At 64.5% G+C, this 22,621-nt stretch carries 22 protein-coding genes; 11 read left to right on the top strand and 11 right to left on the bottom strand.

Translation table 11 applies throughout. The features are described from left to right. The first annotated feature begins 6 nt into the window (after positions 1-6). From C1A35_RS32295 to C1A35_RS32275, 5 genes are all read left to right on the top strand, one after another. Positions 7-1,149: a mandelate racemase/muconate lactonizing enzyme family protein gene (locus C1A35_RS32295; RefSeq protein ID WP_104668324.1), complete on the top strand. Its 1,143-nt coding sequence runs from the start codon at positions 7-9 to the stop codon at positions 1,147-1,149. Continuing rightward, entirely contained in the window at positions 1,146-2,018 is an 873-nt protein-coding gene (locus tag C1A35_RS32290; RefSeq protein WP_234823093.1) for an amidohydrolase family protein, read from the top strand. Before C1A35_RS32295 ends, C1A35_RS32290 begins: the two co-directional genes overlap by 4 nt. A 122-nt stretch (positions 2,019-2,140) precedes the next feature. Then, a complete protein-coding gene (locus C1A35_RS32285; RefSeq protein ID WP_104668323.1) occupies positions 2,141-3,118 on the top strand; it encodes a TRAP transporter substrate-binding protein in 978 nt (325 codons plus the stop codon). A 79-nt stretch (positions 3,119-3,197) separates the two neighbouring features. After that, positions 3,198-3,719 (top strand): TRAP transporter small permease, encoded by a 522-nt coding sequence (locus tag C1A35_RS32280; RefSeq protein WP_104668322.1) that lies wholly within the window; start codon positions 3,198-3,200, stop codon positions 3,717-3,719. Then, positions 3,720-5,000 carry a TRAP transporter large permease gene (locus C1A35_RS32275; protein WP_104668321.1) on the top strand — a complete coding sequence of 427 codons (1,281 nt, stop codon included), beginning with the start codon at positions 3,720-3,722 and terminating at the stop codon, positions 4,998-5,000. Between the two features lie 66 nt (positions 5,001-5,066). On the opposite strand, the gene C1A35_RS32270 is transcribed toward C1A35_RS32275, so the two are convergent. The 3 genes from C1A35_RS32270 to C1A35_RS32260 all read right to left on the bottom strand — a co-directional run bounded on the left by C1A35_RS32270 (position 5,067) and on the right by C1A35_RS32260 (position 6,790). Next, on the bottom strand, positions 5,067-5,399 hold the full coding sequence (locus tag C1A35_RS32270; protein ID WP_104668320.1) for a tetratricopeptide repeat protein: 333 nt from the start codon (positions 5,397-5,399) through the stop codon (positions 5,067-5,069). 30 nt (positions 5,400-5,429) lie between these two features. Continuing rightward, entirely contained in the window at positions 5,430-6,026 is a 597-nt protein-coding gene (locus C1A35_RS32265) for a flavin reductase family protein (RefSeq protein WP_104668319.1), read from the bottom strand. 155 nt (positions 6,027-6,181) lie between these two features. Further along, complete coding sequence (locus C1A35_RS32260) at positions 6,182-6,790, bottom strand: superoxide dismutase (protein ID WP_104668318.1); 609 nt, start codon at positions 6,788-6,790, stop codon at positions 6,182-6,184. 167 nt (positions 6,791-6,957) lie between these two features. Here C1A35_RS32260 and C1A35_RS32255 point away from each other — a divergent pair, with 167 nt between their 5' ends. Continuing rightward, positions 6,958-7,569, top strand: a complete 612-nt coding sequence (locus C1A35_RS32255; protein WP_104668317.1) for a helix-turn-helix transcriptional regulator — start codon at positions 6,958-6,960, stop codon at positions 7,567-7,569. A 57-nt stretch (positions 7,570-7,626) separates the two neighbouring features. Here the strand turns inward: C1A35_RS32255 and C1A35_RS32250 are convergent, their stop codons facing one another. The 5 genes from C1A35_RS32250 to C1A35_RS32235 form a co-directional block, all read right to left on the bottom strand. Next, the gene (locus tag C1A35_RS32250; protein ID WP_104668316.1) at positions 7,627-8,394 is read right to left on the bottom strand and encodes a 3-hydroxyacyl-CoA dehydrogenase; all 768 of its coding nucleotides are present in this window, start codon (positions 8,392-8,394) and stop codon (positions 7,627-7,629) included. A gap of 96 nt (positions 8,395-8,490) precedes the next feature. Next, entirely contained in the window at positions 8,491-8,811 is a 321-nt protein-coding gene (locus tag C1A35_RS32245) for a FliM/FliN family flagellar motor switch protein (RefSeq protein ID WP_051659531.1), read from the bottom strand. A 155-nt stretch (positions 8,812-8,966) separates the two neighbouring features. Continuing rightward, positions 8,967-9,317, bottom strand: coding sequence for a hypothetical protein (locus C1A35_RS36150; RefSeq protein ID WP_158665221.1), 351 nt, complete (start codon positions 9,315-9,317; stop codon positions 8,967-8,969). Between the two features lie 304 nt (positions 9,318-9,621). Then, positions 9,622-9,870 carry a hypothetical protein gene (locus tag C1A35_RS32240; RefSeq protein ID WP_104668315.1) on the bottom strand — a complete coding sequence of 83 codons (249 nt, stop codon included), beginning with the start codon at positions 9,868-9,870 and terminating at the stop codon, positions 9,622-9,624. Then, the gene (locus C1A35_RS32235; protein ID WP_104668314.1) at positions 9,867-10,670 is read right to left on the bottom strand and encodes a DUF899 domain-containing protein; all 804 of its coding nucleotides are present in this window, start codon (positions 10,668-10,670) and stop codon (positions 9,867-9,869) included. Before C1A35_RS32235 ends, C1A35_RS32240 begins: the two co-directional genes overlap by 4 nt. 332 nt (positions 10,671-11,002) lie before the next feature. Here C1A35_RS32235 and C1A35_RS32230 point away from each other — a divergent pair, with 332 nt between their 5' ends. From C1A35_RS32230 to C1A35_RS32210, 5 genes are all read left to right on the top strand, one after another. Then, on the top strand, positions 11,003-12,175 hold the full coding sequence (locus C1A35_RS32230; protein WP_104668313.1) for an ABC transporter substrate-binding protein: 1,173 nt from the start codon (positions 11,003-11,005) through the stop codon (positions 12,173-12,175). 176 nt (positions 12,176-12,351) lie between these two features. Beyond that, a complete protein-coding gene (locus C1A35_RS32225) occupies positions 12,352-13,218 on the top strand; it encodes a branched-chain amino acid ABC transporter permease (RefSeq protein WP_104668312.1) in 867 nt (288 codons plus the stop codon). Beyond that, complete coding sequence (locus C1A35_RS32220; RefSeq protein WP_104668311.1) at positions 13,215-14,219, top strand: branched-chain amino acid ABC transporter permease; 1,005 nt, start codon at positions 13,215-13,217, stop codon at positions 14,217-14,219. The genes C1A35_RS32225 and C1A35_RS32220 overlap by 4 nt, the downstream gene beginning before the upstream one ends. Further along, complete coding sequence (locus tag C1A35_RS32215; RefSeq protein ID WP_104668310.1) at positions 14,219-14,983, top strand: ABC transporter ATP-binding protein; 765 nt, start codon at positions 14,219-14,221, stop codon at positions 14,981-14,983. Before C1A35_RS32220 ends, C1A35_RS32215 begins: the two co-directional genes overlap by 1 nt. After that, positions 14,964-15,680, top strand: a complete 717-nt coding sequence (locus C1A35_RS32210) for an ABC transporter ATP-binding protein (protein ID WP_104668309.1) — start codon at positions 14,964-14,966, stop codon at positions 15,678-15,680. Before C1A35_RS32215 ends, C1A35_RS32210 begins: the two co-directional genes overlap by 20 nt. A gap of 22 nt (positions 15,681-15,702) precedes the next feature. Here the strand turns inward: C1A35_RS32210 and C1A35_RS32205 are convergent, their stop codons facing one another. The 3 genes from C1A35_RS32205 to C1A35_RS32190 all read right to left on the bottom strand — a co-directional run bounded on the left by C1A35_RS32205 (position 15,703) and on the right by C1A35_RS32190 (position 22,521). Beyond that, positions 15,703-17,709: a CHASE2 domain-containing protein gene (locus C1A35_RS32205; protein ID WP_104668308.1), complete on the bottom strand. Its 2,007-nt coding sequence runs from the start codon at positions 17,707-17,709 to the stop codon at positions 15,703-15,705. After that, a complete protein-coding gene (locus tag C1A35_RS32200) occupies positions 17,709-21,365 on the bottom strand; it encodes a FecR domain-containing protein (protein ID WP_104668307.1) in 3,657 nt (1,218 codons plus the stop codon). The genes C1A35_RS32205 and C1A35_RS32200 overlap by 1 nt, the downstream gene beginning before the upstream one ends. Positions 21,366-21,834: 469 nt before the next feature. Then, complete coding sequence (locus tag C1A35_RS32190) at positions 21,835-22,521, bottom strand: GntR family transcriptional regulator (protein ID WP_104668305.1); 687 nt, start codon at positions 22,519-22,521, stop codon at positions 21,835-21,837. Between the last annotated feature and the right edge of the window lie 100 nt (positions 22,522-22,621).

Genomic DNA, 22,621 nt, shown 5'->3' with positions numbered 1-22,621 from the left:
GCAGCCATGAAGATCACCGCCGTCCGCACCCATCTCCTCGAACATCGGTTGGCCGTACCTTTCGAAAGCGCCTCGGCGCGCTTCGATCGTCGCGCCCATGTGCTTGTCGAGATCGAATGCGACGACGGAACGATCGGCTGGGGTGAATGCCTCGGCCCGGCAAGGCCGAATGCGGCCGTGGTGGCCGCCTACTCTCCCTGGCTGATCGGCCAGGATCCGCGCCAGACCGAAAAGCTCTGGGCGATCCTCTACAATGCGCTGCGCGATCAAGGGCAGCGTGGCCTGGCTGTCACGGCCCTCTCCGGCATCGACATCGCGCTCTGGGATATCAAGGGCAAGCACTACGGCGCTTCCGTCTCCATGCTGCTTGGCGGCCGCTGGCGCGAGAGCGTGCGCGCCTATGCGACCGGCAGCTTCAAGCGAGACGGCGTCGACCGGGTCTCCGACAATGCGGCGGAGATGGCGGAGCGCCGGGCGCAGGGCTTTCACGCCTGCAAGATCAAGATCGGCTTCGGGATCGACGAGGACCTGCAGGTGATCCGCGCGGTGCGCGAGGCGATCGGCGACGAGATGCGGCTGATGATTGACGGCAATCACGGCTACACCGTCACCGAGGCGATCCGGCTCGGCAAGGCGGCGGCGGACTATGACGTCGACTGGTTCGAGGAGCCTGTCGTGCCCGAACAGCTCTCCGCCTATCGCGAGGTCAGGGCCGGCCAGCCGATCCCGGTCGCCGGCGGCGAGACCTGGCACAGCCGTTATGGCATGTGGCCGGCGATTAAGAGCCGGGCCGTCGATATCCTGCAGCCCGATCTCTGCGGCTGCGGCGGGTTCTCCGAAATGGCGAAGATCGCGAGCCTCGCGACGCTGCACGGTGTCCGCATCGTGCCGCATGTCTGGGGCACCGGCGTGCATATCGCCGCCGCGCTGCAATTCATGGCGGCGATGACGCCGGACCCGGTCAGGGTCAACCCGATCGAACCGATCATGGAATTCGACCGCACGGAAAATCCGTTCCGCCAGGCGGTGCTGAAGACGCCGATCGAGGCGGCGAACGGTGTCGTCGCCATTCCCGATGCGCCCGGTCTCGGCATCGAGGTCGATCGTGACGCGCTCGCCGAGTTCAAGATGCCCGAGATCGCGCGATGATCGAGCGCACCCTCTCCGGCCGCCCGCCTGAACCGCGCCTGCCAAAGGGCACGGTCGATGCGCAGATGCACATGTATCGGCCAGGCTATCCGGCGCTTCCCGGCGGCCCCCCTCTGCCGGCCGAGCCGTTGCCGGATGCGGCCGCCTACCGCCAGGTGATGGCCTGGCTCGGCATCGACCGGGTGATCATCACCCAGGGCAACGCGCATCAGAAGGACAACGCCAATTTGCTCGCCTGCCTGGCCGAGATGGGCGACGTCGCACGTGGCGTCGCCGTTGTCGACGAGGCGACGTCGGATGCGGACATGCGCACGCTCGGCGACGCGGGTGTTGTCGGTGCCCGTATCATGGACTTGCCCGGCGGGGCGGTGGGGCTCGATGCGCTCGAGGCGGTCGATGCGCGGACGCACGCCGCCGACTGGATGCTCGCCGTCCAGTTTGACGGCAACCGCTTGCTCGACCACCTGCCGCGGCTGGAGCGCATCCGGTCGCGCTGGGTGCTTGACCACCACGGCAAGTTTTTTGCCGGGGTCGATCCGGATGGGCCGGAGATCGCGGCGCTTTTGAAGCTGATCGACCGGGGCAATGTCTGGTTCAAGTTCGCCGGTGTCTACGAGAGTTCGCGCGACGGCTGGCCCTATGCCGACGTGGCGGCTTTCTCGCGGCGGATTGCCCAACATGCGGCGGAGCGCATCGTCTGGGGTTCGAACTGGCCGCACAACATGATCCGCAAGACGGAGGACTACCCTGACGATGCGCGGCTGGCCGAGCTGGTTCTCGGCTGGCTTCCGAACGAACGGGCCAGACAGCAGGCCCTCGTCGAGAACCCGGAGCAGCTGTTCAAACTGCCGGTCCTGGCCGCCGTGTAATTGCCGTGGAAGCCCCTGGGCTTCCGCGGCACCCATGACATGAGGAATTCGCATGCCGGTCCGGATGGGCGCAAACGCGGCCTTGGGAGAGGCCGAAGCACGAATAAGTGGAGGAGGAAAACATGAAGAAAATTGCAGGTATGCTTTGCGTCGCCATGGGGCTGGCGTTTGCCGGCACAGCGGCGCAGGCGCAGGAAATCACCCTGCGTTCGGCCGACATCCATCCGGACGGCTACCCGACGGTCGATGCCGTCAAATACATGGGGCAGCTGCTCTCCGAGCGCACCAACGGGCGCATCAAGATCGAGGTCATGAACAACGGCGTGCTCGGCGGCGAGAAGGACACGATTGAGCAGACCCGCTTCGGCGTCATCGACATGAACCGCGTCAACGCCGCACCCTTCAACAACCTCGTCAAGGAGACGATGGTTCTCGGCATGCCGTTCCTGTTCCGCTCGACGGAACACATGCACAAGACCGTCGACGGCCCGATCGGCGACGAAATTCTGGCGGCCTTCGAGCCCCATGGCTTGGTCGGCCTTGCCTTCTACGATAGCGGCGCGCGTTCCTTCTACACCACCAAGAAGCCGATCGAGAAACTCGCCGACCTCAAGGGATTGAAGATCCGTGTGCAGCAGTCCGACCTCTGGATCGCCATGATGCAGGCCTTCGGCGCCAACCCGACGCCGATGCCGATGGGCGAAGTCTATTCCTCGCTCGAGACCGGCGTCGTCGATGGTGCCGAAAACAACTGGCCGTCCTACGAATCCGCCCGCCATTTCGAGGTGGCCAAGAACTATTCGCTCACCGAACACTCGCTCAATCCGGAAATCCTGGTCATTTCCAAGACGAGCTGGGACAAGCTTTCCTCCGAAGACCAGACGCTGCTTCGTCAGGCCGCAAAAGACAGCGTCGGCAAGATGCGAGAGCTCTGGAGTGCGCGCGAGAAGGCTTCGGAGGAGAAGGTCCGGGCCGCCGGCTCGAACGTCATCAAGGTCAACAAGGAAGAGTTCGCCGCTGCCATGGGACCGGTCTACGACCAGTTCGTCAGCGATCCGAAACTGAAAGACCTTCTCGAAAGGGTGAAGGCGGTCAAGTGACGGCAGCGGGGCCGGTTTCGGCATCGGAGCCGGCCTTGCCAACTGTTCATCGGATCGCATTTGCGGAGGAGGAAGAAACATGCGTCGTTTCATGCGGGCGATCCGTCCGGCTCTCGGGGTGCTGAGCCGCGCGTCGCTCTACATCGCCGGCACCGGCATGGTCGCCATGACGTTGATCGTCGGCTGGCAGGTCTTTGCCCGCTACGTCCTGAATGACTCGCCAAGCTGGTCGGAGCCCCTGGCGCTGCACCTCATGGCCTGGTTCATCATGCTCGGCGCCGCCGTCGGCGTGCGCGAGAGCGTGCATCTCGGCCTCGATGTCATCCGCCACGTGATGAAGCCCTCCGTCCAGCTGGCCATGGATCTGACGAGCCTCGGCTTGATCGTCATATTCGGGGCGTCCATGGCCTATTACGGCCTGCTTCTTTGCCTCGGCACGTGGACCGCCAGCATTCCCGTTCTCGGCTGGCCAGGCGGCGTCGATTTCTTTCCGCTGATCGTCGGCGGCCTGATGATCGCCCTGTTTGCTGCCGAGCGCTTCGTTGATCTGGTTTTGGGCGTCGACGTCGCTGCCGATGTCGTCGTGCAGGAGATGGCCTGAATGGCTTACGTTATCCTTTTCGGGGTCTTCACCCTGCTGATGTTCATCGGCACGCCGATCGCCTTTTGCCTCGGTATCGCGTCCTTCGCCACCGTACTGTATCTCGGCCTGCCGCCGGTGGTGGTGTTCCAGCAGCTGAACTCCGGCATGAACGTCTTTGCGATGATGGCGATCCCGTTCTTCATCTTCGCCGGCGACCTGATGGTGCGCGGCGGCATCGCCAACCGGCTGATCCAGTTTGCCGCCGGCCTTGTCGGCCACCTGCGCGGTGGTCTCGGACAGGTCAATATCGTCGCCTCGACGCTCTTTGGCGGCATTTCCGGTTCGGCTGTCGCCGATGCCTCGGCGGTCGGCGGCCTGATGATCCCGCAGATGGCAAAGCGCGGCTATGACCGCGACTATGCCGTCAACGTCACCGTCAATGCGGCGATCATCGCGCTGATGGTGCCGCCGTCGCACAACATGATCCTCTACTCGATCGCCGCCGGCGGCAATGTCTCGGTCGCCGATCTCTTTACCGCCGGCATCATTCCGGGCCTGCTGCTTGCGCTTGCGCTGATGGTAACGGCCTACGTCGTTGCACGGCGCCGCGGCTATCCGGCCGAGCCGTTTCCGGGCTTTTCCAAGGTCTTCTACTACCTGCTCGCGTCGTTCCCGGGCATCGTGCTGATCGGCATCATCTTCGGCGGCGTGCGCTCTGGCGTCTTCACGGCGACCGAGAGCTCCTGCATCGCCGTGCTCTACGCCTTCCTCGTTGCCATGCTGGTCTATCGCGAACTCAACTGGGCGGGTTTCGTCGAGGCGGTCATGGGGGCGGTGCGCACCACCGCGATGGTGCTGCTGGTCATCGGCATGGCGGCGTCCTTCGGCTGGCTGATGGCCTTCCTGCAGGTGCAGGCGCTGATGATCAGTGCGATCAGCGCGATCTCGGAAAACCCGATCATCGTGCTGCTCGTCATCAACATCATCCTGCTCTTCCTTGGCACCTTCATGGACATGGCGCCGATGGTAATCATCTGCACGCCGGTGCTGTTGCCGGTCGTCAAGGCCTTCGGCATCGACCCCGTGCATTTCGGGGTGGTGATGATCCTGAACGCCGGCATCGGCCTCAACACACCGCCGGTCGGAACCGTGTTGTTCGTCGGCTGCGCTGTCGGAGGGATCTCCATTCGCGAGGCGATGCGCACGATCTGGCCGTTCTTCGGTGCCAGCATCGCGGTGCTGATGGCCGTCACCTACATTCCGGCGCTGTCGCTGTGGCTGCCGTCGGTCTTCAAGTGAGTTGAGCCCTAGCGCTAGGTCTGGGCTCGGCACCGCTGCCGGGCCTGCTCCAGGTTCCGGGTGGGGCTATTCGTTCCTGTTGGCGGCGATGCACTGGCGCTCAAGGCGTTTCAGGAAGACGGCGATTTCCTTTGCCGCCTGCAGGTCGCCCTTGCGTTCCGCCACTGTACGACCTTCGCGCCAAACGTCGATCGCCTCCTGGTGGCGGCCGAGCTTGTGCAGGATCGCGCCGCGCAGTTTCCATGCGGCCGAATAGTCCGGATCGAAGGCGATCGCCCGCTCGACGTGGGCAAGCGCGGTTTCGAGGTCCGCCTCCTGAAGGCAGATGCTGCCGAGCGTGAAGCGCAGCAGGGCGTCGTCCTTGCCGTCCTGCAAGAGCTTTTCGAGTGTTTGCCGCATTGTTGGCGTTCCTCCTGCGCGAGCGCCCGTTCAGGCCGCAGGCTTGCTTGGGGTGAGGGTCGCATGCCCGTTGCTCGGTCGCGCCGGCAACGATCTCGTCCTGTCGAGAGACTGGTACCGTCGGCGGCTCCAGATCAAGGGGTCGGCATGGGTGGAAGTCTCGGTTGCGACAATTGTTCCCACGAACAGCATGTGGTCGCCGACCTCGATCGAAGCGGCGAGCTGGCAGTCGAGCGCGGCGGCGGCCCCGAGCAACCTCGGCCGCGCGCTCGGCCAGTCGGCCCAGATGCCGACGAGGTAGCGCTTGGATGCCTCGATCCTGCCGGCAAATGCATCCGCGATCAGGTCCTGCCCCTCGGCCAGCATGGCGAGCGAGAAGCCCTGCTCGGCCGTGATCAGCGCGGCAAGCGGACTATCCGCCTTGATCGAAACGACGATCGACGGCGGGTTGGCGGAAAGCGAGAAAGTCGCCGTCACGGTGCGACCGAGACTGCCGGTGCCTTTGCCGGCACTGACAACGCAGACGGTGGCGGCGAGATGCGACAGCGTGTCGGCGAACTCCGGTTTCGATACGGCGAGATCGGCGTGGGCGTCGATGTCGACGGAAAGCGGAGGTGTCTGGCGCATGGATCTTGTTCCAACTGAGGATTACCCGTGGCGGCGGGGAGACGCCACGGGGTCTGCGGAAGCCCTGGCTCAGGCGGGGGGCGAGGGGGCTGCCGCAAATTCGCTGATCGACCGCCCGTGGGCGCCGGTTCCGGCTTTGCGGCGGTCTTTACCGATCAGGCGGACTTCAGTTCCGCTTCGGCAAACTCGTAGTTGGCGAGCTTGTCGAGGAAGTTAGAGGTGTAATCCGGCCGGCGGTTGCGGAAGTCGATGTAATAGGCATGTTCCCAGACATCGAGGCCGAGCAGCGCCTTGCCCTCGTTGGTGGCGACCGGATTGGAGCCGTTGGCAGTCTTCGTCACCTTGAGCTTGCCGTCGGTGCCAAGCACGAGCCAGGCCCAGCCGGAGCCGAACTGGCCGGTGGCGGCCGCCTTGAAGGCATCCTTGAAGGCGGTGACGCTGCCGAAGTCTTCCGCGATCTTCTTTTCGAGCGCGCCGGGGATCTGGCCGCCCTTGGGTGACAAGTTGTTCCAGAACAGGATGTGGTTCCAGTGCTGGCCGGCATTGTTGAACACCGGCGCCAGTTCCGCCTTGCCGTGGCTGAGGCGAATGATCTCCTCCAGCGACAGGCCGGCGAGCGAGGCGTCCTTTTCGACGAAACCGTTCAGCGCGGTGACATAGGCCTGATGATGCTTGCCGTGATGGAACTCGATCGTTTCGGCGCTCATGCCGTTTTCGGCGAGTGCTGCGGGTGCATAGGGGAGGGCGGGAAGTTCGAAGGCCATGGTCAATTCCTTTGCGGGCGGGACACGCTCGACGGATCACTTGTCTGCGAACCGCTGAACGTGTATTTAGCAAGACAACTCTTTGTAAATCTGTGTCCGGGAATATGTCAAGCGATCCCTTGTTAAATCCAGAGCAAAGCAACGGCCGCACGCCGGGCGAGCGCATCATGCTGGCGCTCAAGCTGCATGGTCCGCAGACGGCCGCCGCACTCGGCGGGCGCCTCTCCATTACCGGCGAGGCCGCACGCCAGCAGCTGGTGCGTCTTGCCGAAGAAGGCCTCGTCCTGTCGTGGTCGGAGGCAAAGGGTGTCGGACGTCCGTCGCAGTTCTGGGGGCTGACGGCCGCCGGCCATGCGGAGTTTCCCGATACGCATGCGGAGCTGACCGTCCAGCTCTTGCGGACGATCCGGCAGACACTCGGCGAGGCGGCGATCGATCGGCTGATCGCGGCGCGCGAGGACGAGACGCGTCAGAACTATCGTACGGCGATGGCGGAGAAGACGGGCCTGCGCGAACGGGTCGACGAACTGGTGCGGCTGCGCTCGCAGGAAGGCTACATGGCTGCCTGCGAGGACCCGGGCGACGGCACGCTGCTCTTCGTCGAGAACCATTGCCCGATCTGTGCCGCCGCAACGAGTTGCCAGGGCTTCTGCCGGGCGGAGTTGAGCGTGTTTTGCGCCGTGCTCGGCCCCGGCATTAACGTCGAGCGAACAGAGCATATTCTCGCCGGCGCGCGGCGTTGCGCCTATATCGTCAGGCCTGCCGATCGCGCCGCCTGAGCGGCGCGATAGCCTTCGTTTCGCCGGCTGAGGACCGGCGGCGCGGTAAGGGTCTCGTCAGCGTGCGCCCATGCGCAGCGCGCCGTCGAGGCGGATGACCTCGCCATTGAGCATGCGGTTCTCGCAGATATGTTCGACGAGCGCCGCGAACTCCTCGGGTTTGCCGAGGCGCTGCGGGAAGGGCACGCTCTTGCCGAGCGAATCCTGTACCTCCTGCGGCATGCCGGCCATCATCGGCGTTTCGAAGATTCCCGGCGCAATGGCGACCACGCGGATGCCGTGGCGTGCGAGTTCGCGGGCGATCGGCAGCGTCATCGAGACGACGCCGCCCTTGGAAGCCGCATAGGCGGCCTGGCCGATCTGGCCGTCGAAGGCGGCAACCGATGCGGTGTTGACGATAACCCCGCGTTCGCCGTCGTCACCCGGTTCCTCCCGCTGGATCGCCTCGGAGGCAAGCCGGAGCATGTTGAACGTGCCGATCAGGTTGATCGTGACCGCGCGCGAAAAGCTCTCCAGGCGATGCGGGCCGTCGCGGCCGAGCACCTTTTCTCCGGGCGCGATGCCGGCACAGTTCACAAGCCCGTGCAGATGGCCGAAGCGGCCGAGCGCTGCCGCCACGGCGGCGACCCCATCCGCTTCATTGGTGACATCGGTCTTCTGGAAAAGCGCGTTGCTGCCCAGTTCGTCGGCCATCTGCTGGCCGGCCGCCGCGTCGACGTCGGCGAGCACCACACGGGCACCGGCACCATGCAGCCTGCGTGCGACGGCTGCACCGAGACCCGAGCCGCCACCGGTGACAATAAAGACTTTTCCATCGATCAGCATATGAGGCTCCTCCCGTATCGGATCGTGTCGTTGAGCTAACGACATAGCCTTGCTGGCCGTCGAAGCCAAGTTCCGCCGACGACCGGCGACCTGCGCCTATTGGGCGCCGATCGGGGATATTTCGATGATCTTGATGCCGATGGCGTTGGTCGCTTCGTCGAAGACGATCTCGCCGCGGCCGATCACCATGCCGTTGACCTTGAGTTCCACCGGTTCGCCGAAGTTTCGGTCGAGGTGGATCGTATCGTCCTGATGGAGTTTCGAGATCTGCGATACGGTCAGCTTGGCGCGTCCGATCACCGCCTCGATTGCGAGTGGAATTCCCTGCACGGCGCGCTCGCTCATGACGGAACGGCCTTCGAACGCAGGGCTTTCGTCGAGCTCGACCAGCTCATCCTGTAGCTTCTTGTTAATCATTCTCTACCATCCAAAGCACTGATTCACGACTCTTTAACAAAGAGTTGCGCCAGTTCGCCCTGGGTGGCAACCGTGGCTAAATGGGGGTTATCCCTGCCTTGCAAGCGAGCGTTAACAAAGCGTTAACATCCACAATGCGGGGCCGGCGCAAGCCGTCAAAGCGTCACCGCAGCCCAGTTTCCGTCCCGTTTCTGGAATCCGATCATGCGGCGGCCGTTCGGCATTTTGTCGCCGAGTCGCACGACATAGACGTACCCCTCGTAGACCATCAGCCCGCGATCGCCGTCACTGAAGAGGATCTCGAAGCTCGGCGGACGCACCATCGGTGCTTCGCCATCGGCGCCGGTCGCGGCGACTGCCGCTATTTCCGAAGAAGGCTCTCTCGCTCCCGTCAGATAGTAGAGCGCTGATGCAGCGGCTGTAGCGCAGAGCAGCAGGGCGCCCGCCCAAGGCAACAGGCGGCCCTTGATACGTGTCGGGTTCGGTTGAGGCGCGGCAACACTCAAGGTCAACTTCCTGATTCGCTGTATTTCCCGATCGGAACCGATCACACCGGGAAAGCGACTAAGCGTTTCCGGCAGATGCAATTGCCGGAGACCTCGCCAAATCTACCTAGTGGAACCGTTCCGTACTTCAAGCCGAGAAGTCGCTTGCTTCACCGACTCGGACAGCATGCCCACGGACCGATTTCAGGGACATATGCCCATCGGCGTTTCCACATCTTTTGCGTGCCGTGCGACAGAAGCCCGTCGCACGGCAGGTTTTCAGCGGCCGGCCCGCCCCTGACTGAGCGAGGCCGAGGCTGATCCCTTAGCCCCTTCTGATGTCGATCAGTTTCAGCCAGGGCTGAAGGTGAAAGGCGCCCATCAGCAGGTACATGGCTGTCATCCCGCCGATCGCCGTTTGCTCGGTCCCGCCGCACAGCATCGGATCCGCGCTCGTCAGGACCGCCATCAGGGCAAAGGTGGGGGCGGCGGCGAGGGCCAGAGCCGCTGCCACCCAACGGGTGGGGGAGGGCATCCGCCCGTCGCGCTCGCCGGAACGGGCGCCGACGCTCATGGCTTCGGGCTCGCGTCGGGGGCGCGCATTGCAGCCTCTCCGGCATCCGATACCTCCACCCACCTCTTATCGGGGGCTGCTCCTTCGACATAGCTGTCGTTCCAGTTCCACCATTTGTAGGGCGGCGTCTGGGGGTATCCGGCAGGGGAATTCTCCCAGGCTTCCTGGCGTCCGAGCGCCGTGATGTCGAGATAGTTCCAGGTGCCGCCCATCTGCTCGTCACCGCGATTGTTGACGAAGTAGGTGCGAAACAGCCGCTCGCCGTCGCGGAAAAAGACATTGTGACCATGCCACTCGTCCACGCCGAAATCGGCGTCGAAGCTGTCGGTGATGGTGTACCAGGGCATCGTCCAGCCCATGCGCGCCTTCAGCCTGGCGATATCCGCCTGCGGGGCACGCGAGGCAAAAACCAGGGTCGTGTCGCGGGCATTGAGATGCGACAGGTGCGCAACCTGGTCGGCGACCATGGAACAGCCGGGGCAACCGTGATCCGGCCAGCCGTAGACGCCCGGCTCGTAGAAGGCGCGATAGACGATCAACTGGTGCCGTCCGGCGAAGAGATCGAGCAGGCTCGCCTTGCCGGCAGGCCCCTCGAACAGATAGTCCCTGGTCACAGCCATCCAGGGCATGCGCCGGCGCTCGGCGGCAAGCGCATCGCTGGCGCGGGTGTGGGCCTTTTCCTTCGCCAGCATCTTTTGCCACGCCGCTTCCCATGCCTGCGGCGAAACCACCGCCGGCTTCTGCATGGCAGCTCCGCCGTCCGTGCGATCATTCTCGCGTTTCTCGATTGTCTGGGTCATGGTGCCGTATCTCCTCGTTTCAACAAAGCCTGGCATCGCAAGGCCAGGTGTCTGCCTCGCAGTCCTGAACAGCTTGACACCCCGAGAGGATCGGCGGGAGTAACAAGTGTGACGGTGTTTCCAGGGAGCTGCCGGATGGGCGGGACCACCGCCGAAAGTATGTTTGTCGGCGGTCGTGGTAAGCACCAAAACATAACCCCCAAATTATGATTGGCGCCCCATATTTCATTTTTACATTACCGTTTGGCATGGCAAGCTGACGACTATCAAATTGTCTGGCGTTTGCACGGAGGATGCGGGTACGGGAGTGGCCGGCATCTCAGGGAGGAAATATGAAACGCATGATTCTGGCTGCAGTTGCGGCCTTGGCAATGGGTGGCGCGGCCTATGCCGATACGATCAAGATCGGTGTCGTCGGACCATTCTCCGGTCCCTTCGCGCTCCAGGGCAAGAATTTCAAGGCCGGCATCGACGCCTATATGGCTCTGAACGGCAGCAAGGTTGGCGACGACGATATCGAGATCATCTACCGCGACGTGCCGCAGGCCGACCCCGCGCAGGCGAAGGCGCTGGCGCAGGAACTCGTGGTCAAGGAAGGCGTGCAGTATCTCGCCGGCTTCTATTTCACCCCGGATGCGATGGCGGTGACGCCGTTGCTCACGCAAGCGAATGTGCCACTCGTCATCATGAACGCGGCGACCTCGGCGATCGTCACCAAGAGCCCGCTCGTCGTGCGCACCTCGTTCACCACCTGGCAGACCTCGACGCCGATCGCCAAGGTCGCCAAGGACGCGGGCGTCTCCAAGGTGATCTCCGTCGTCAGCGACTACGGCCCGGGCGTTGATGCCGAGAACGCCTTCAAGGCGGGTTTCGAGGCGGCCGGCGGCCAGGTGGTCGAGGCGATCCGCATGCCGCTCGCCACCAACGACTTCTCGCCGATCATGCAGCGCATCAAGGATTCGGGCGCCGAGGGCGTCTTCGCCTTCCTGCCGTCCGGGCCGACGACGCTCGGTTTCGTCAAGGCCTTCAAGGAAAACGGGCTCAAGGACGGCGGCATCAAGTTCTTCGCGCCCGGCGACCTGACGCAGGAGTCCGACCTGCCGGCGCTTGGTGAAGCGGCACTCGGCATCCAGACGACCTTCCACTATGCGGTCTCGCACGATTCACCGGAAAACAAGGCCTTCGTCGAGGCGGCCGGCAAGGCGATCGGCAACCCGGCCGAGCTCTCCTTCCCCTCGGTCGGCGCCTATGACGGCATGCATGTGATCTACAAGATGATCGAGGCGACTGGCGGCGAGCAGGATGCGGCGAAGGCCGTGGAAGCCGTCAAGGGTCTCTCCTGGACGAGCCCGCGTGGGCCGGTCAGCATCGACGCGGAATCGCGCCACATCACCCAGAACATCTATCTGCGTGAAGTCGCCAAGGCCGATGACGGCACCTACTACAACAAGGAAATCCAGACCTTCGAAAAACAGGGCGACCCTGGTCTCGCCGCGCTGAAGTAGTTGATTTAGGCGGGCGCTCGGCGCCCGCCGACACCGCTGATGCGCTGACCGGTTGGACGTGAACGGACCGGCGCGCCTGCAGCGCCGCGAATGCTGGCGCCTGACTGCCGCTCCGCGCATAGTGCGCACCGAATCCGGCGCAGCCAAATTTGGAAGAAAGGGCAACGGATAGCCCCATGCAAACCGTCCTCAGCATAGCGATCGACGCCCTTGCCTATGGCATGGTGCTCTTCGTCATCTCCATCGGCCTTTCGGTCACCATGGGCCTGATGCGCGTGGTCAATCTGGCGCATGGCGCCTTTGCCATGATCGGCGGTTACATCGCCTCCTATGCAGCGCGCGATTTGGGTCTTGCCTACGGCTTTGCCGTGCTGCTCGCGATCTTCGGCACCATCATCATCGCCGTACCGATCGAGCGGCTGCTCTATCGGCGGATCTACGGCGCGCCGGAACTGACCCAGGTGCTGATGACCATTGGTATTACGTTCTGCATCATCGGCATCGCCAACTATGTCTTCGGCCCGACGCTGAAGACGGTGCCGCTGCCTGGCGAATTGCAGGGGTCCGTCGATCTCGGTTTCCGGGCGATCGCCACCCATCGCATCTTTGCGATCCTCTGCGGCCTCGTGGTTGCGGCCGGCCTCTGGTACGCGATCGAAAAGACCGCCTTCGGCGTCAAATTGCGCGCCTCCGTCGACAATGCGGCGATGGCGGCGGCCCTCGGGGTGCGCACGGAAATCGTCTACGCCGTGAGCTTTGCCGTTGCCGTCGGGCTTGCCGCCTTCGGCGGCGTGGTCGGCGCGGAGCTTCTACCGGTGGAGCCCTATTATGCGCTGCGTTACATGGTGACGTTCCTCGTCGTCGTCTCCGTCGGCGGCGCTGGCTCGATCCCGGGCGCGCTCGTCGCCTGCCTGCTGCTTGGCGCGATCGATACGACCGGCCGATATCTCATGCCGGAATTCGGCGAGTTCTTCTTCTATCTGGCCGTCATCGCGATCATCTGCGTCTTCCCGCGCGGCCTCGCCGGGAGGGCCAAGGGATGACCATGACGACGACGAACGACTTGATCGCGACCGCTCCGGTCCGCCGGCGGTTCGGCGGCGGCGACCTTGCCGGTCTGGCCGTTATCCTGCTGGTTGCGGTGATCGGCTACTTCCTCTTTCCCAACAATCTGGCGCTTTTGACCCGGATCATCGCGGCAGCACTTCTGGTGCTTTCGCTCGACCTCGTCACCGGCTATTGCGGCGTCGCGACGCTCGGGCACGCTGCCCTGTTCGGCGCCGGCGCCTATGCCGCCGGCATCGCCTCGGCGCATTACGGCATCAACGATCCGCTCGCCATGCTCGCCTTCGGGATCGTCGCCGGCGCGGTGGCCGGGCTTGTCTGCGGGGTCGTCATCCTTCGCGCACACGGGCTGCCGCAACTGGTGCTGTCGATTGCGCTCATCCACCTCTTCCATGAGTTCGCCAACAAGGCCTCGTCCTGGACGGGCGGCAGCGACGGGCTCTCCGGCATCGCGCCGACAGCGCTTCTCGGGCTCTACGAGTTCGATCTCTGGGGCCGCACGGCCTATGTCTTCGGCGTAGTCTTGCTTGCCATCGTTTTCGTCGTGCTGCGCCTGATCGTGCGCTCGCCCTTCGGCATGCTGTGCCGGGGCATCAAGGAGGATCCGATCCGCATCCGCTCCATGGGCGCGTCGCCGAAGATGGCGCTGACGAAAATGTATGTCATCTCCGGCGCCGTTGCCGGCGTTGGCGGCGCGCTGAATGCGATCTCCACCCAGGTGGTCGGCCTCGACAGCCTCTCCTTTACGATGTCGGCCGAAAGCCTCGTCATGCTGGTGCTCGGCGGTACGGGCTCGCTGTTCGGCGCGCTGACGGGCACCGTCGTCTTCATGTTTTTCGAGGACGTGGTCTCGGCGGCCAATCCCTTCCACTGGCTGACGATGGTCGGCGCACTGTTGATCGCCGTCGTGCTGTTCGCGCCGAAGGGTATCTATGGCACCGCGGCTGCGTTCTTTGCCCGCCGCAAGGAGGCACAGTGATGCAGCCGATTTTCGAAGTCCGCAACCTGAAGCGCGCCTTTGGCGGGCTTGCCGTCACCAATGACGTCAGCCTCAGCATGGCGCCGGGCGACCGCGTTGCGCTGATCGGACCGAACGGCGCCGGCAAGACGACTTTCGTCAATCTCGTGACCGGCAATCTCAAGCCGGATTCCGGCGAGGTTCGTATCGGCGGCGAGGCCGTCACCGGTATCGATGCGATCGGCCGGGTGCGAAGAGGGCTCGTGCGTTCGTTCCAGGTGACGCGGCTCTTTGCCGACATGACGCCGGCCGAACATGTCGCGCTGGCCGTTCTGCAACGAAGCGGCCGCGCCGGTCGCCTCTTCGGCAATTTTTTGGGCATGCCGGATGTCATGGCCGAGGTGGAAGAGCTTCTCGGCAAGCTCGGGCTCAAGGAGCTGATGCACCGCAAGGTGAGCGAGATTGCCTACGGCCAGCAGCGGCTGTTGGAGATCGCCGTCGCGCTGGCGCTGAAGCCGCGAGTGCTGCTGCTCGACGAGCCCGCCGCCGGCGTGCCGCAGAGCGACACCGGTCGCATCGAACAGGCGCTCGCCGACCTGCCGGCCGATCTCGCCGTGTTGATGATCGAGCACGACATGGACCTCGTCTTCCGCTTCGCCAAACGCGTCGTCGTGCTGGCGGCCGGCGCGATCATCTTCGACGGTTCGCCGTCTGACGTGACCAAGGATCCGCGCGTGCGGGAAGCCTATCTCGGGAGCTATGCCAATGCCAGCCACGCCGCTTGAGGTGGAAAACCTGTCCGCCGGCTACGGGCCGACGCGCGTGCTCGAGGGTGTGTCCTTTGCCGTTCCGGCTGGCGCCCGGCTCGCCGTGCTCGGCCGCAACGGCATGGGCAAGACGACGCTGCTTGCGACCCTTGCCGGCCAGACGCGACGTTATGACGGGCGCATCCGTATGGGCGGGACCGACGTGACGGGGCTGGCGAGCGCTGCCCGCGCCATGCAGGGGCTCGGCTTCGTGCCGCAGGCGCGCTGCGTCTTCCCGACGCTGACCGTCGAGGAGAACCTGTTCGTCGGCCTCAAGAACCGCCCGAAAAGCGCGATCCAGGAAGCCTACGACATGTTCCCGCGCCTCTTCGAGCGGCGGCGCAATCTCGGCAGCCAGCTCTCCGGCGGCGAGCAGCAGATGCTGTCGACGGCGCGTTCCATCCTCGGCCGCCCGTCGATCCTGCTTCTCGACGAGCCGTTGGAGGGCCTGGCGCCCGTCATCTGCGAAGAGCTGATGAAGGCGTTCGCCGAACTGGCAAAGACCGGCGACATGACGATCGTTCTGGTCGAGCAACGCATTCAGAGCGCGCTCGATTTTGCCGACCGGGTGATCGTGCTCGAACGCGGCCGGATCGCCTGGACAGGAACGCCGGAAGCCCTGGCTGGGGATCACGACGCCGTCGAGCGGCTGCTGGGTGTCGGCGGGCTACATTGACGCCGAGTTCGCTTGTGCCGTTTCACTTCTGCTCCCGTCGTGACGCGTCGAGGCGGGAGCGCTCCCTTTCGTAGTAGCGCGCGAGCGGCGGCAGGGCGCTCTTCAACTGGTCGAAGACCGCGTCATGGGCCTGAAGGGAGCCGTCATACTTGGCCTGTATGAAGGCCTGGTGGCGTTCGATCGCCTCCTTCTTCGCGCCGACGGCGACGGTGAAGACGGGAGACACGGCGGTGCGGCCCTTGACGGTGATGCGATCGAGTTCGGCGATCGGGAAGGCCTTCTCGACAAGCCGCGCCGTCTCCTCGCCGAGGAGCAGAGAGATGCCGTAGTCCTTTGATGCGCCTTCGAGGCGGGAGGCCAGATTGACGGCGTCGCCAAGGGCGGAATAGTCGAAGCGCTGGTGCGAGCCCATATTGCCGACGACGCATTCGCCGGTGTTGACGCCGATGCCGATCCTCAGCGTTTGGGCCGGTCTGCGCTCTTGCTTCGCCTCGCCTTCGAGTTCCCGGTTGACCCTTTCAAGCCGGGCGAGCATGTCGAGCGCTGCGCCAACCGCATGCACGGCATGGTCGGGATCGTCGAGCGGCGCGTTCCAGAAGGCCATCAGGCAATCGCCGATGTATTTGTCGATCGTGCCGCCCTTGTCGAGAACGGCTTCCGAGAGCGGCGTCAGCAGGCGGTTGACCAGCGCGGTCAATCGTTCCGGGTCTTCCTTCATTTCCTCGGCGATGGTGGTAAAGCCCCGGATGTCGCAGAAGAGGATCGACAGGGTGCGCCGTTCACCGCCGAGCCTGAGGTGCGACGGGTCCTTTGCCAGGCGCTCGACAAGGGCAGGGGAGAGATACTGCTGGAAGGCGCGGGTGATTTCGCGGCGTTTCTTGCGTTCCTCCGCATAGTCGAGCCCGGCCTGGCCTGCGGTGACGGCGAGGAACGCCAGGCCGGGGCCAAGCGGCGACAGGAAGATGTGGCCAAGACGCATCGTGGCGTAGCTTGCGACGATAATGAGGCCAATGGCGATGACGCCAAAGACAAGCGTGCGCCAGCCGGTCGTCCGCAACACCGACAGGGCCGCCACCACCGCTGCCAGTGCAATGGCTGCAACGACGAAGGGCCTTGGAGCGCGCTTGATGAAAAGGCCGTGGGCCAGATTGTCGTAGATGGTCGCCTGCATCTCGACACCGGAGACGAGCTTGTTCGAATGCACCGTGTCCGACGTGGTGAAGGCGTCTGCCCCGCCATCGGCGATCGACGGCGCATTCTGCAGGCTGAGGCCGACAAGCACGACGCGATCCTCGAAGAGGCCTTCGGGCAGGAAGTTGTCGGGATCAAGGGCCTGGTAATAGGAAACCGTCGGATAGGTTCGCGCCGGCCCGAAGACCTGGATCAGGGCATCGCCAGGCGGGGCCTGCGATTTCGCGCCGGCGATCGCCGCCAGCACGGCGGCGAACCCGTCCGGATAGTCGGGAACGGCGCGCAGCGTTCCATCGCCGCTGAGGCTGACGGAGGCGATGCCCGTCCAGGCGCCCCTTTCAATGAAGCGGGCGAGCGGTTCGGTGCGCACGAACTGGTCGGCCTGCGGCGTCTCCACGAGCGTCTGATCGCCGGCAAGGACCACGTCCGCGCCGAGCGCCTTGTCCAGCGCGTCGTCGTTGGCCGGATCGGCGGAAGGCTCGGCGAAAATGACGTCGATGCCGATCGCGCGGGCGCCGGCCTTGCGCAGCGCCTCGATCAGGCGGGCGTGGAGGGCGCGCGGCCAGGGCCATTGGCGGCCGATTTCGGCCATCGACGGTTCGTCGATGGCGACGATGATCGGGCTCTCCTCCGGCAGCGCCGGGCCGGCGATGGTCGACAGGTAGTCGAAGCTGCGCAGTTCGTTCAGTCGCCAGGCATTGGTCAAGGTCGCCAGTGACAGCGCGATGGCGACGAAAACCGCAAGAGCGAGAAGCTTCAGCCGCCGTTGCGGGAAACGGGGGCTTTCCCATCGTCCAGACCGACCGCTCGATGCCTGCACGGCGACGCGCTCCTCCATCAGAACCGCACTTTGATCGTGCCCTTGAACGTTCGTCCCCAGCCCGGCAGGCCGGTGCCCAGGTCGAAGTCCTCGTCGAGCAGATTGAAGGCCGCCAGATCGACCTCAATCTGCTTGTCGAACGGCTCCCATTGCAAGGCTGCGTCGAGCGTCCAGAAATCGTCGAGGATTTTTCCACCGCCGGGGCGCGAGCCGACATAGTTTGCGGCAACGGTCGTCTTGACGTTGGCCGTGCTGACCCATGTCAGCGCCGCCTGGCCGGTGTTTTCCGGTACGAACAGCAGTTCGTCCGGCTGGTTGCCGGTGTGTTCCTTGACGTCGGCTTCCGTGTGGGCCGCGGTCAAGGAGACGCCGACGCCGTGGCCGATGGCAAAGTTCGCAGTCGCGGCAACCCGGTCGAGCCCGACCCTGGCATAGGCAAGGCTGGTGGTGGAAAGCGGAATGTCGAGCGCGAGTTGCCGCACCTCCTGGTGCTGGTAATCGAGTGCGGTGAAAAACCAGCTGTTCCACTCCGCGTCCCAACGCAGTGCCAGCGTATCGGCGTAGCCTTCGGCGCCAAAGCGCAGCTGGTTCGGCTGCAGGCCGACGATGCCGATCGGCGCCAGGGTGGCGGCGTCGAAGTTGAGGCCATCGCGCATGGCTGCGGCGCGCAGCCAATGCCCTTCGGCCGGTGCCCAGGCGATGCCGAGCTTCGGCTCGAGCCTGACATCGCCATCGTTGACGCCCTCGATGTAGCGGGCAAAGAGGGCACCTTCCGTTTTCAGGTCCGGCGTGATTTCGTAGATCGTATCGACATAGGCTTTCGCGACGGTCTGTGTCGCGGACGTCGAGCCGGACGCGATGACGGGCACATTGCTGCTGCCGGTGCTGACACCCAGCGGATCGAAAATGTCGAACGACTGCGATGACCTGACGACACCGCCTTCGATGCCGTAGCGCCAGGTGAAATCGCCGTCACCGTAAAGGTGGTTGATGGCGGCGACATAGGTTCTCTGCTTGTCCTCGCTCCGGCTCGTGGCCAGATCGGGAAACCGCACGTCCGAATAGCGAACCCGCTCGCTGTCCGTGATGTTCTCGTCGGAGAAGAAGAAGGCGGCGTTGGCGACATTGCGGTAGCCGAATGTATGGCTCCATGCCACGCCCGACAGCAGTCGCGAGGCATCGTTGTCGTTTATCCCGTCGAGCTTGAAAGGGATCGCGCGCGGATCCGGGATGCCGAGAATGCTGCGCGTGTCATCGAGGCTGGCATGGTTGGCGTAGGCCACGACCCTGTCATCCGGCGTCGGCGAGGCCGTCACGTAGCCGTTGCCGCCGAGCAGGCGCGCTTCGCGCTCGATCGCAAGACCGTTGCCGATATCGATCGTGTCGCGCGGCTTCTCCCACTGGAGGTTGCCGTAGACGCTGATCGGAAAGGGCGAAAAGGTCAGTCCGCGCAGTTCCGCTTCGCCGATCCAGCCCTCGTGATCGCTGTCGGCGATGATGCCGCCGCCAAGCGCGGCTTCAAAGAACGGCCGCTGGACGAGGTTGGCAGTGCGCTCGCGGCTTGCCAGCATATGCGGCTCGATCAATAGCCCCTGGAAAAAAGCGGAGAAGCTTTGCGGATTGGCGGTGTTGACGACCGGGCTGCCGTCGAAATCATAGGTGTTGAACAGCGGGTTGACGCTGCCGCGGATGGCCTGGTCGACATAGCTCGATCCCGTGAACGGGTCGAAGACGACGTCGCCGTAATATTGTCCCCAGGCGTTCAGCCCCTGCAGGCGGAAGGCGTCGTTGAGTGTCGACCCGGCGTCCTGGTTGGCGCCGAGCGGCGCGCTCTCGCCGCCACGCGCCCGCGTCCTGCGCATGAGGTCCTGCGCGTAGCGGATCGCCGCATCGGAATCGTATTCGTCGATCGCGATGGCGGTCCGCACGGTCGCAACGACAGGGTCGTTCGGGTCGAGCCGGTCGGCATTGTCGAGGGCCTGTGCCGCCGGGATGCGATCCCCCTTTTCATAGTGCGCCGCCGAGAGCAGCAACTGGGCGTTGGAATAGGCGGGGTTGGCTGTCGAGCCGGCCAGGAGGTCGTCGATGGCCTTGTCGAGATCGCCGTTCTGCAAATGGTACCGCCCGCGGGTGACGAGTACGAGGTCGAAGGAGGGATCGATCGCGAGCGCCGCATCGATCTCGCGCTTTGCTTCGCCGAGCCGCATTTCGTCGAGGTACTGATAGGCCAGGTTGGCGTGGTAGAGCAGGTCGGCCGGATCGAGTTCCACGGCTGTCTTGAACGCTTGCTCGGCGCCGCGATTGTCGCCGCGGTCGCTCTTTGCCAGGCCCACCCAGTTCCACAGCGACGGGTCGCCCGGCGTGATTTCCAGGGCGCGTTCGAGATCTGCAAGCGCGCCGGCTCGGTCGTTTTCAATGAGCAAACGATACTTGGCACGCGATTCCAGCGCGGTCGGATCGTCGGGATCGTTGACAAGCGCCTTCTCGATGCCGTCGCGGGTTTCATCGCGATCGTCGAGCAGCATCGCGAATTGCGCCCGGGCCGCCGGAAGGAAAGGGTCGTCCGGATATCGCCTTTCCGCCTTCTTGATCGTTTCGATCGCCGCGCGGATGTCGGTGCGAAAGCCCGCGGTCCAGGCCGCGGCGAAGGCGCCGTAGGCGCCCGTCGCCTGAGAGGGCGGCTGCTCGATCCGGTCCGGGTCTGCCAGCGCGCGCGCGAAGTAGCCGCCGAAGGCAGCCACGGAGCGGCGATCGGCGTCGAGCCCGGGAGCTGACTTTGCGAAGAACCCTGCCGCATCGCTGTAGCGGTTCTCCGCGCCGGCAACCAGCGCTTCGACGAGATAGGCGCGCGCGGTCTGAGATTGGCTCAGACCCAGTCGTCGGGCCTGTCGAAGGGCCGCCGTCGCCTTGGCCTTTCCCTCGAACCGCAGCTGGATTTCGGCGAGAGTCAGCCAGTCTTCGGCCGAGCGGGATGCTTCCGGCCGGGCCTCGATCCGGTCGCGCTCTTGGCGCATGTCACGCACCTTGAGCGGGGTTGGCGGCATCAAGGCGAAGGCGTCGCGCAGCGACAGATGGAAGAGCATCTGTTCGCGGTCCTTTGGCGTGACGATCACGATCTTGGTCGGCGCCTTGCCGATCGCGGCCTCGGCACCTTCGCCCTGTTTCACCGTGACGCTGCCAAGCGCATTGCTGAGTTCGACCACGCCTTCAAGCACGGTCAGCGAGGTCGTGTCGCCGGCGACCGTCAGCGTCCAGTCGGTGCCGCGGATGGCAGCCGTTGCCGCCGGCGTGTCGATGGTGAGACCCTGGCCGCCGCGCTCCGCGCGCGCCCAGATCGTGCCCGATTGCAGTTCGAGATTGGCATCGCTGCCCGTTCCCATGCGCTTGACGCGCAACGCCGTATTGCGGCCGAGCCGGATCTGGGTGTGGTCGGAGAAGAGCACCGCCAGTGCCCCGGTCGCATTGGTGCGCAAGACGTCGCCGGACAAGAGGTCCTGTGCGAGATCGACGAAGCGCCAGGCCGAGACATCGACGAAGCGAACTTCCTCGCCGGATTTGCGGGCGATCACCGATCCGGCGACGGGCGGCGTTCGCTGAATTGGTTCCGCCAGGCCTGCGCCTGGACAGAGGATTGCCACTGTCGCAAGCAGTCTCCGAAGCCGTTGCCGCCCCATCCTCGTTCCCGTCTCCGCCCCACCGTGGATTCAGTGAATTTCGATCAGGTTAAAGTCAATTGAATTCGAATATTCTTAATTTCTTTGCAAGCAATGCAGCTCGCTCGGGAGGCAAATCTGTAACACCAGGAGGACAGCAAGGGGCTACGCTTGCCGTTCCTTGACGGCGGACTGTTTCCACATTGTTTCCAGCGTATTTGACGTTGCCGAAAGGCCCGGCGGCTTCGCCGGGCGGGCTGGCGGGTTCGCTGGGCGTGCAAGGCTGCTCTGCGAACTCTCGAGCCTGGATGTCTCGGGATACGAGGCGCGGGTCGCAAACCCGGCGCTGCGCGATGCGGCTCTCGCGCTGCAAAAGCAGGCGGCTGCGGCAAACGCCAAGACCGTTGCGGACGCCTGTTCGAAATTCTGACAGAAGGCGTGACTGCGCGAGCCCCGCCAGGGCTCGCTTGCGCCGGGGCCGCCGCGTCGCTTAAACCGCGGCGCGCACGCGCTCCCACGCATTCATGAGGTGCCGACCGAGAACTTCGGAGAGCCTTGCCTTGTCGCGCGCTTCGAGCGCGACGATCATTTCCTCGTGCTCGGCAACGGCCGCGGCCCATTTTTCGGGTCCCTCGTGGCCGATGAAACGAATGCGCTTCAGCCGCGTCTGCAAGATCGCGTGCATGTCCGCCAATGCGGCGTTTGCAGCGAGCTGTGCGATGGCTGAATGGATCTGCTGGTTGAGCTTGTAGTACTGCAGCCGGTCACCGGCCTTGTAGCGGGCGACCATTTCGTCGTGCAGCGCGCGCACTTCCGCGATGCCGGCGTCGCTTGCCGCCTCACAGGCGAGCTTGCCCGCCAGTTCTTCGAGCGTCCGCAGCACCGTCAGCATGTCGTGCACGTCCTTGGCGCTGAAACGCTTGACGATGGCGCCGCGGCTCGGGACGAGTTCCACCAGCCCCTCGCTCGCGAGGTACTTGATGGCTTCGCGCAGTGGCGTGCGGGACACGCCGAGCTGCTCGCCCAGCTGTCCTTCATGCAGCCGCGTGCCGGGCGACAGGTCGCCTTCGATGATCATGTCGCGCAGGTGGCTGACCAGCGTGTCGTGCAGCGCCGTGCGCCTGATCGGACCGGGGCCGCCATCCGGCCGCCTCTCCAAAGATGTGATTTCGTTCATTGTTTTGCTTCTGCGCCTGGCGACTGGGCGTCGGCCGTCTGTTCCCGTTGGCGCCGATTGAATCAGCGCTGTCTCATTAAAGCATGGAGATGGGCCTTCT

Source organism: Ensifer adhaerens, assembly GCF_002940685.1.
Classification (GTDB): domain Bacteria; phylum Pseudomonadota; class Alphaproteobacteria; order Rhizobiales; family Rhizobiaceae; genus Ensifer; species Ensifer adhaerens_E.
The sequence above is the reverse complement of the archived record's forward strand: the minus strand, read 5'-3'. Positions and strand labels throughout refer to the sequence as shown.

What these genes read in the sequence shown, in the direction of transcription:
- C1A35_RS32295 (WP_104668324.1), top strand. Translation starts at nt 7, where the DNA reads ATGAAGATCACCGCCGTCCGCACCCATCTCCTCGAACATCGGTTGGCC.
- C1A35_RS32290 (WP_234823093.1), top strand. Translation starts at nt 1,146, where the DNA reads ATGATCGAGCGCACCCTCTCCGGCCGCCCGCCTGAACCGCGCCTGCCA.
- C1A35_RS32285 (WP_104668323.1), top strand. Translation starts at nt 2,141, where the DNA reads ATGAAGAAAATTGCAGGTATGCTTTGCGTCGCCATGGGGCTGGCGTTT.
- C1A35_RS32280 (WP_104668322.1), top strand. Translation starts at nt 3,198, where the DNA reads ATGCGTCGTTTCATGCGGGCGATCCGTCCGGCTCTCGGGGTGCTGAGC.
- C1A35_RS32275 (WP_104668321.1), top strand. Translation starts at nt 3,720, where the DNA reads ATGGCTTACGTTATCCTTTTCGGGGTCTTCACCCTGCTGATGTTCATC.
- C1A35_RS32270 (WP_104668320.1), bottom strand. Translation starts at nt 5,399, where the DNA reads ATGCGGCAAACACTCGAAAAGCTCTTGCAGGACGGCAAGGACGACGCC.
- C1A35_RS32265 (WP_104668319.1), bottom strand. Translation starts at nt 6,026, where the DNA reads ATGCGCCAGACACCTCCGCTTTCCGTCGACATCGACGCCCACGCCGAT.
- C1A35_RS32260 (WP_104668318.1), bottom strand. Translation starts at nt 6,790, where the DNA reads ATGGCCTTCGAACTTCCCGCCCTCCCCTATGCACCCGCAGCACTCGCC.
- C1A35_RS32255 (WP_104668317.1), top strand. Translation starts at nt 6,958, where the DNA reads ATGCTGGCGCTCAAGCTGCATGGTCCGCAGACGGCCGCCGCACTCGGC.
- C1A35_RS32250 (WP_104668316.1), bottom strand. Translation starts at nt 8,394, where the DNA reads ATGCTGATCGATGGAAAAGTCTTTATTGTCACCGGTGGCGGCTCGGGT.
- C1A35_RS32245 (WP_051659531.1), bottom strand. Translation starts at nt 8,811, where the DNA reads ATGATTAACAAGAAGCTACAGGATGAGCTGGTCGAGCTCGACGAAAGC.
- C1A35_RS32240 (WP_104668315.1), bottom strand. Translation starts at nt 9,870, where the DNA reads ATGAGCGTCGGCGCCCGTTCCGGCGAGCGCGACGGGCGGATGCCCTCC.
- C1A35_RS32235 (WP_104668314.1), bottom strand. Translation starts at nt 10,670, where the DNA reads ATGACCCAGACAATCGAGAAACGCGAGAATGATCGCACGGACGGCGGA.
- C1A35_RS32230 (WP_104668313.1), top strand. Translation starts at nt 11,003, where the DNA reads ATGAAACGCATGATTCTGGCTGCAGTTGCGGCCTTGGCAATGGGTGGC.
- C1A35_RS32225 (WP_104668312.1), top strand. Translation starts at nt 12,352, where the DNA reads ATGCAAACCGTCCTCAGCATAGCGATCGACGCCCTTGCCTATGGCATG.
- C1A35_RS32220 (WP_104668311.1), top strand. Translation starts at nt 13,215, where the DNA reads ATGACCATGACGACGACGAACGACTTGATCGCGACCGCTCCGGTCCGC.
- C1A35_RS32215 (WP_104668310.1), top strand. Translation starts at nt 14,219, where the DNA reads ATGCAGCCGATTTTCGAAGTCCGCAACCTGAAGCGCGCCTTTGGCGGG.
- C1A35_RS32210 (WP_104668309.1), top strand. Translation starts at nt 14,964, where the DNA reads ATGCCAGCCACGCCGCTTGAGGTGGAAAACCTGTCCGCCGGCTACGGG.
- C1A35_RS32205 (WP_104668308.1), bottom strand. Translation starts at nt 17,709, where the DNA reads ATGGAGGAGCGCGTCGCCGTGCAGGCATCGAGCGGTCGGTCTGGACGA.
- C1A35_RS32200 (WP_104668307.1), bottom strand. Translation starts at nt 21,365, where the DNA reads ATGGGGCGGCAACGGCTTCGGAGACTGCTTGCGACAGTGGCAATCCTC.
- C1A35_RS32190 (WP_104668305.1), bottom strand. Translation starts at nt 22,521, where the DNA reads ATGAACGAAATCACATCTTTGGAGAGGCGGCCGGATGGCGGCCCCGGT.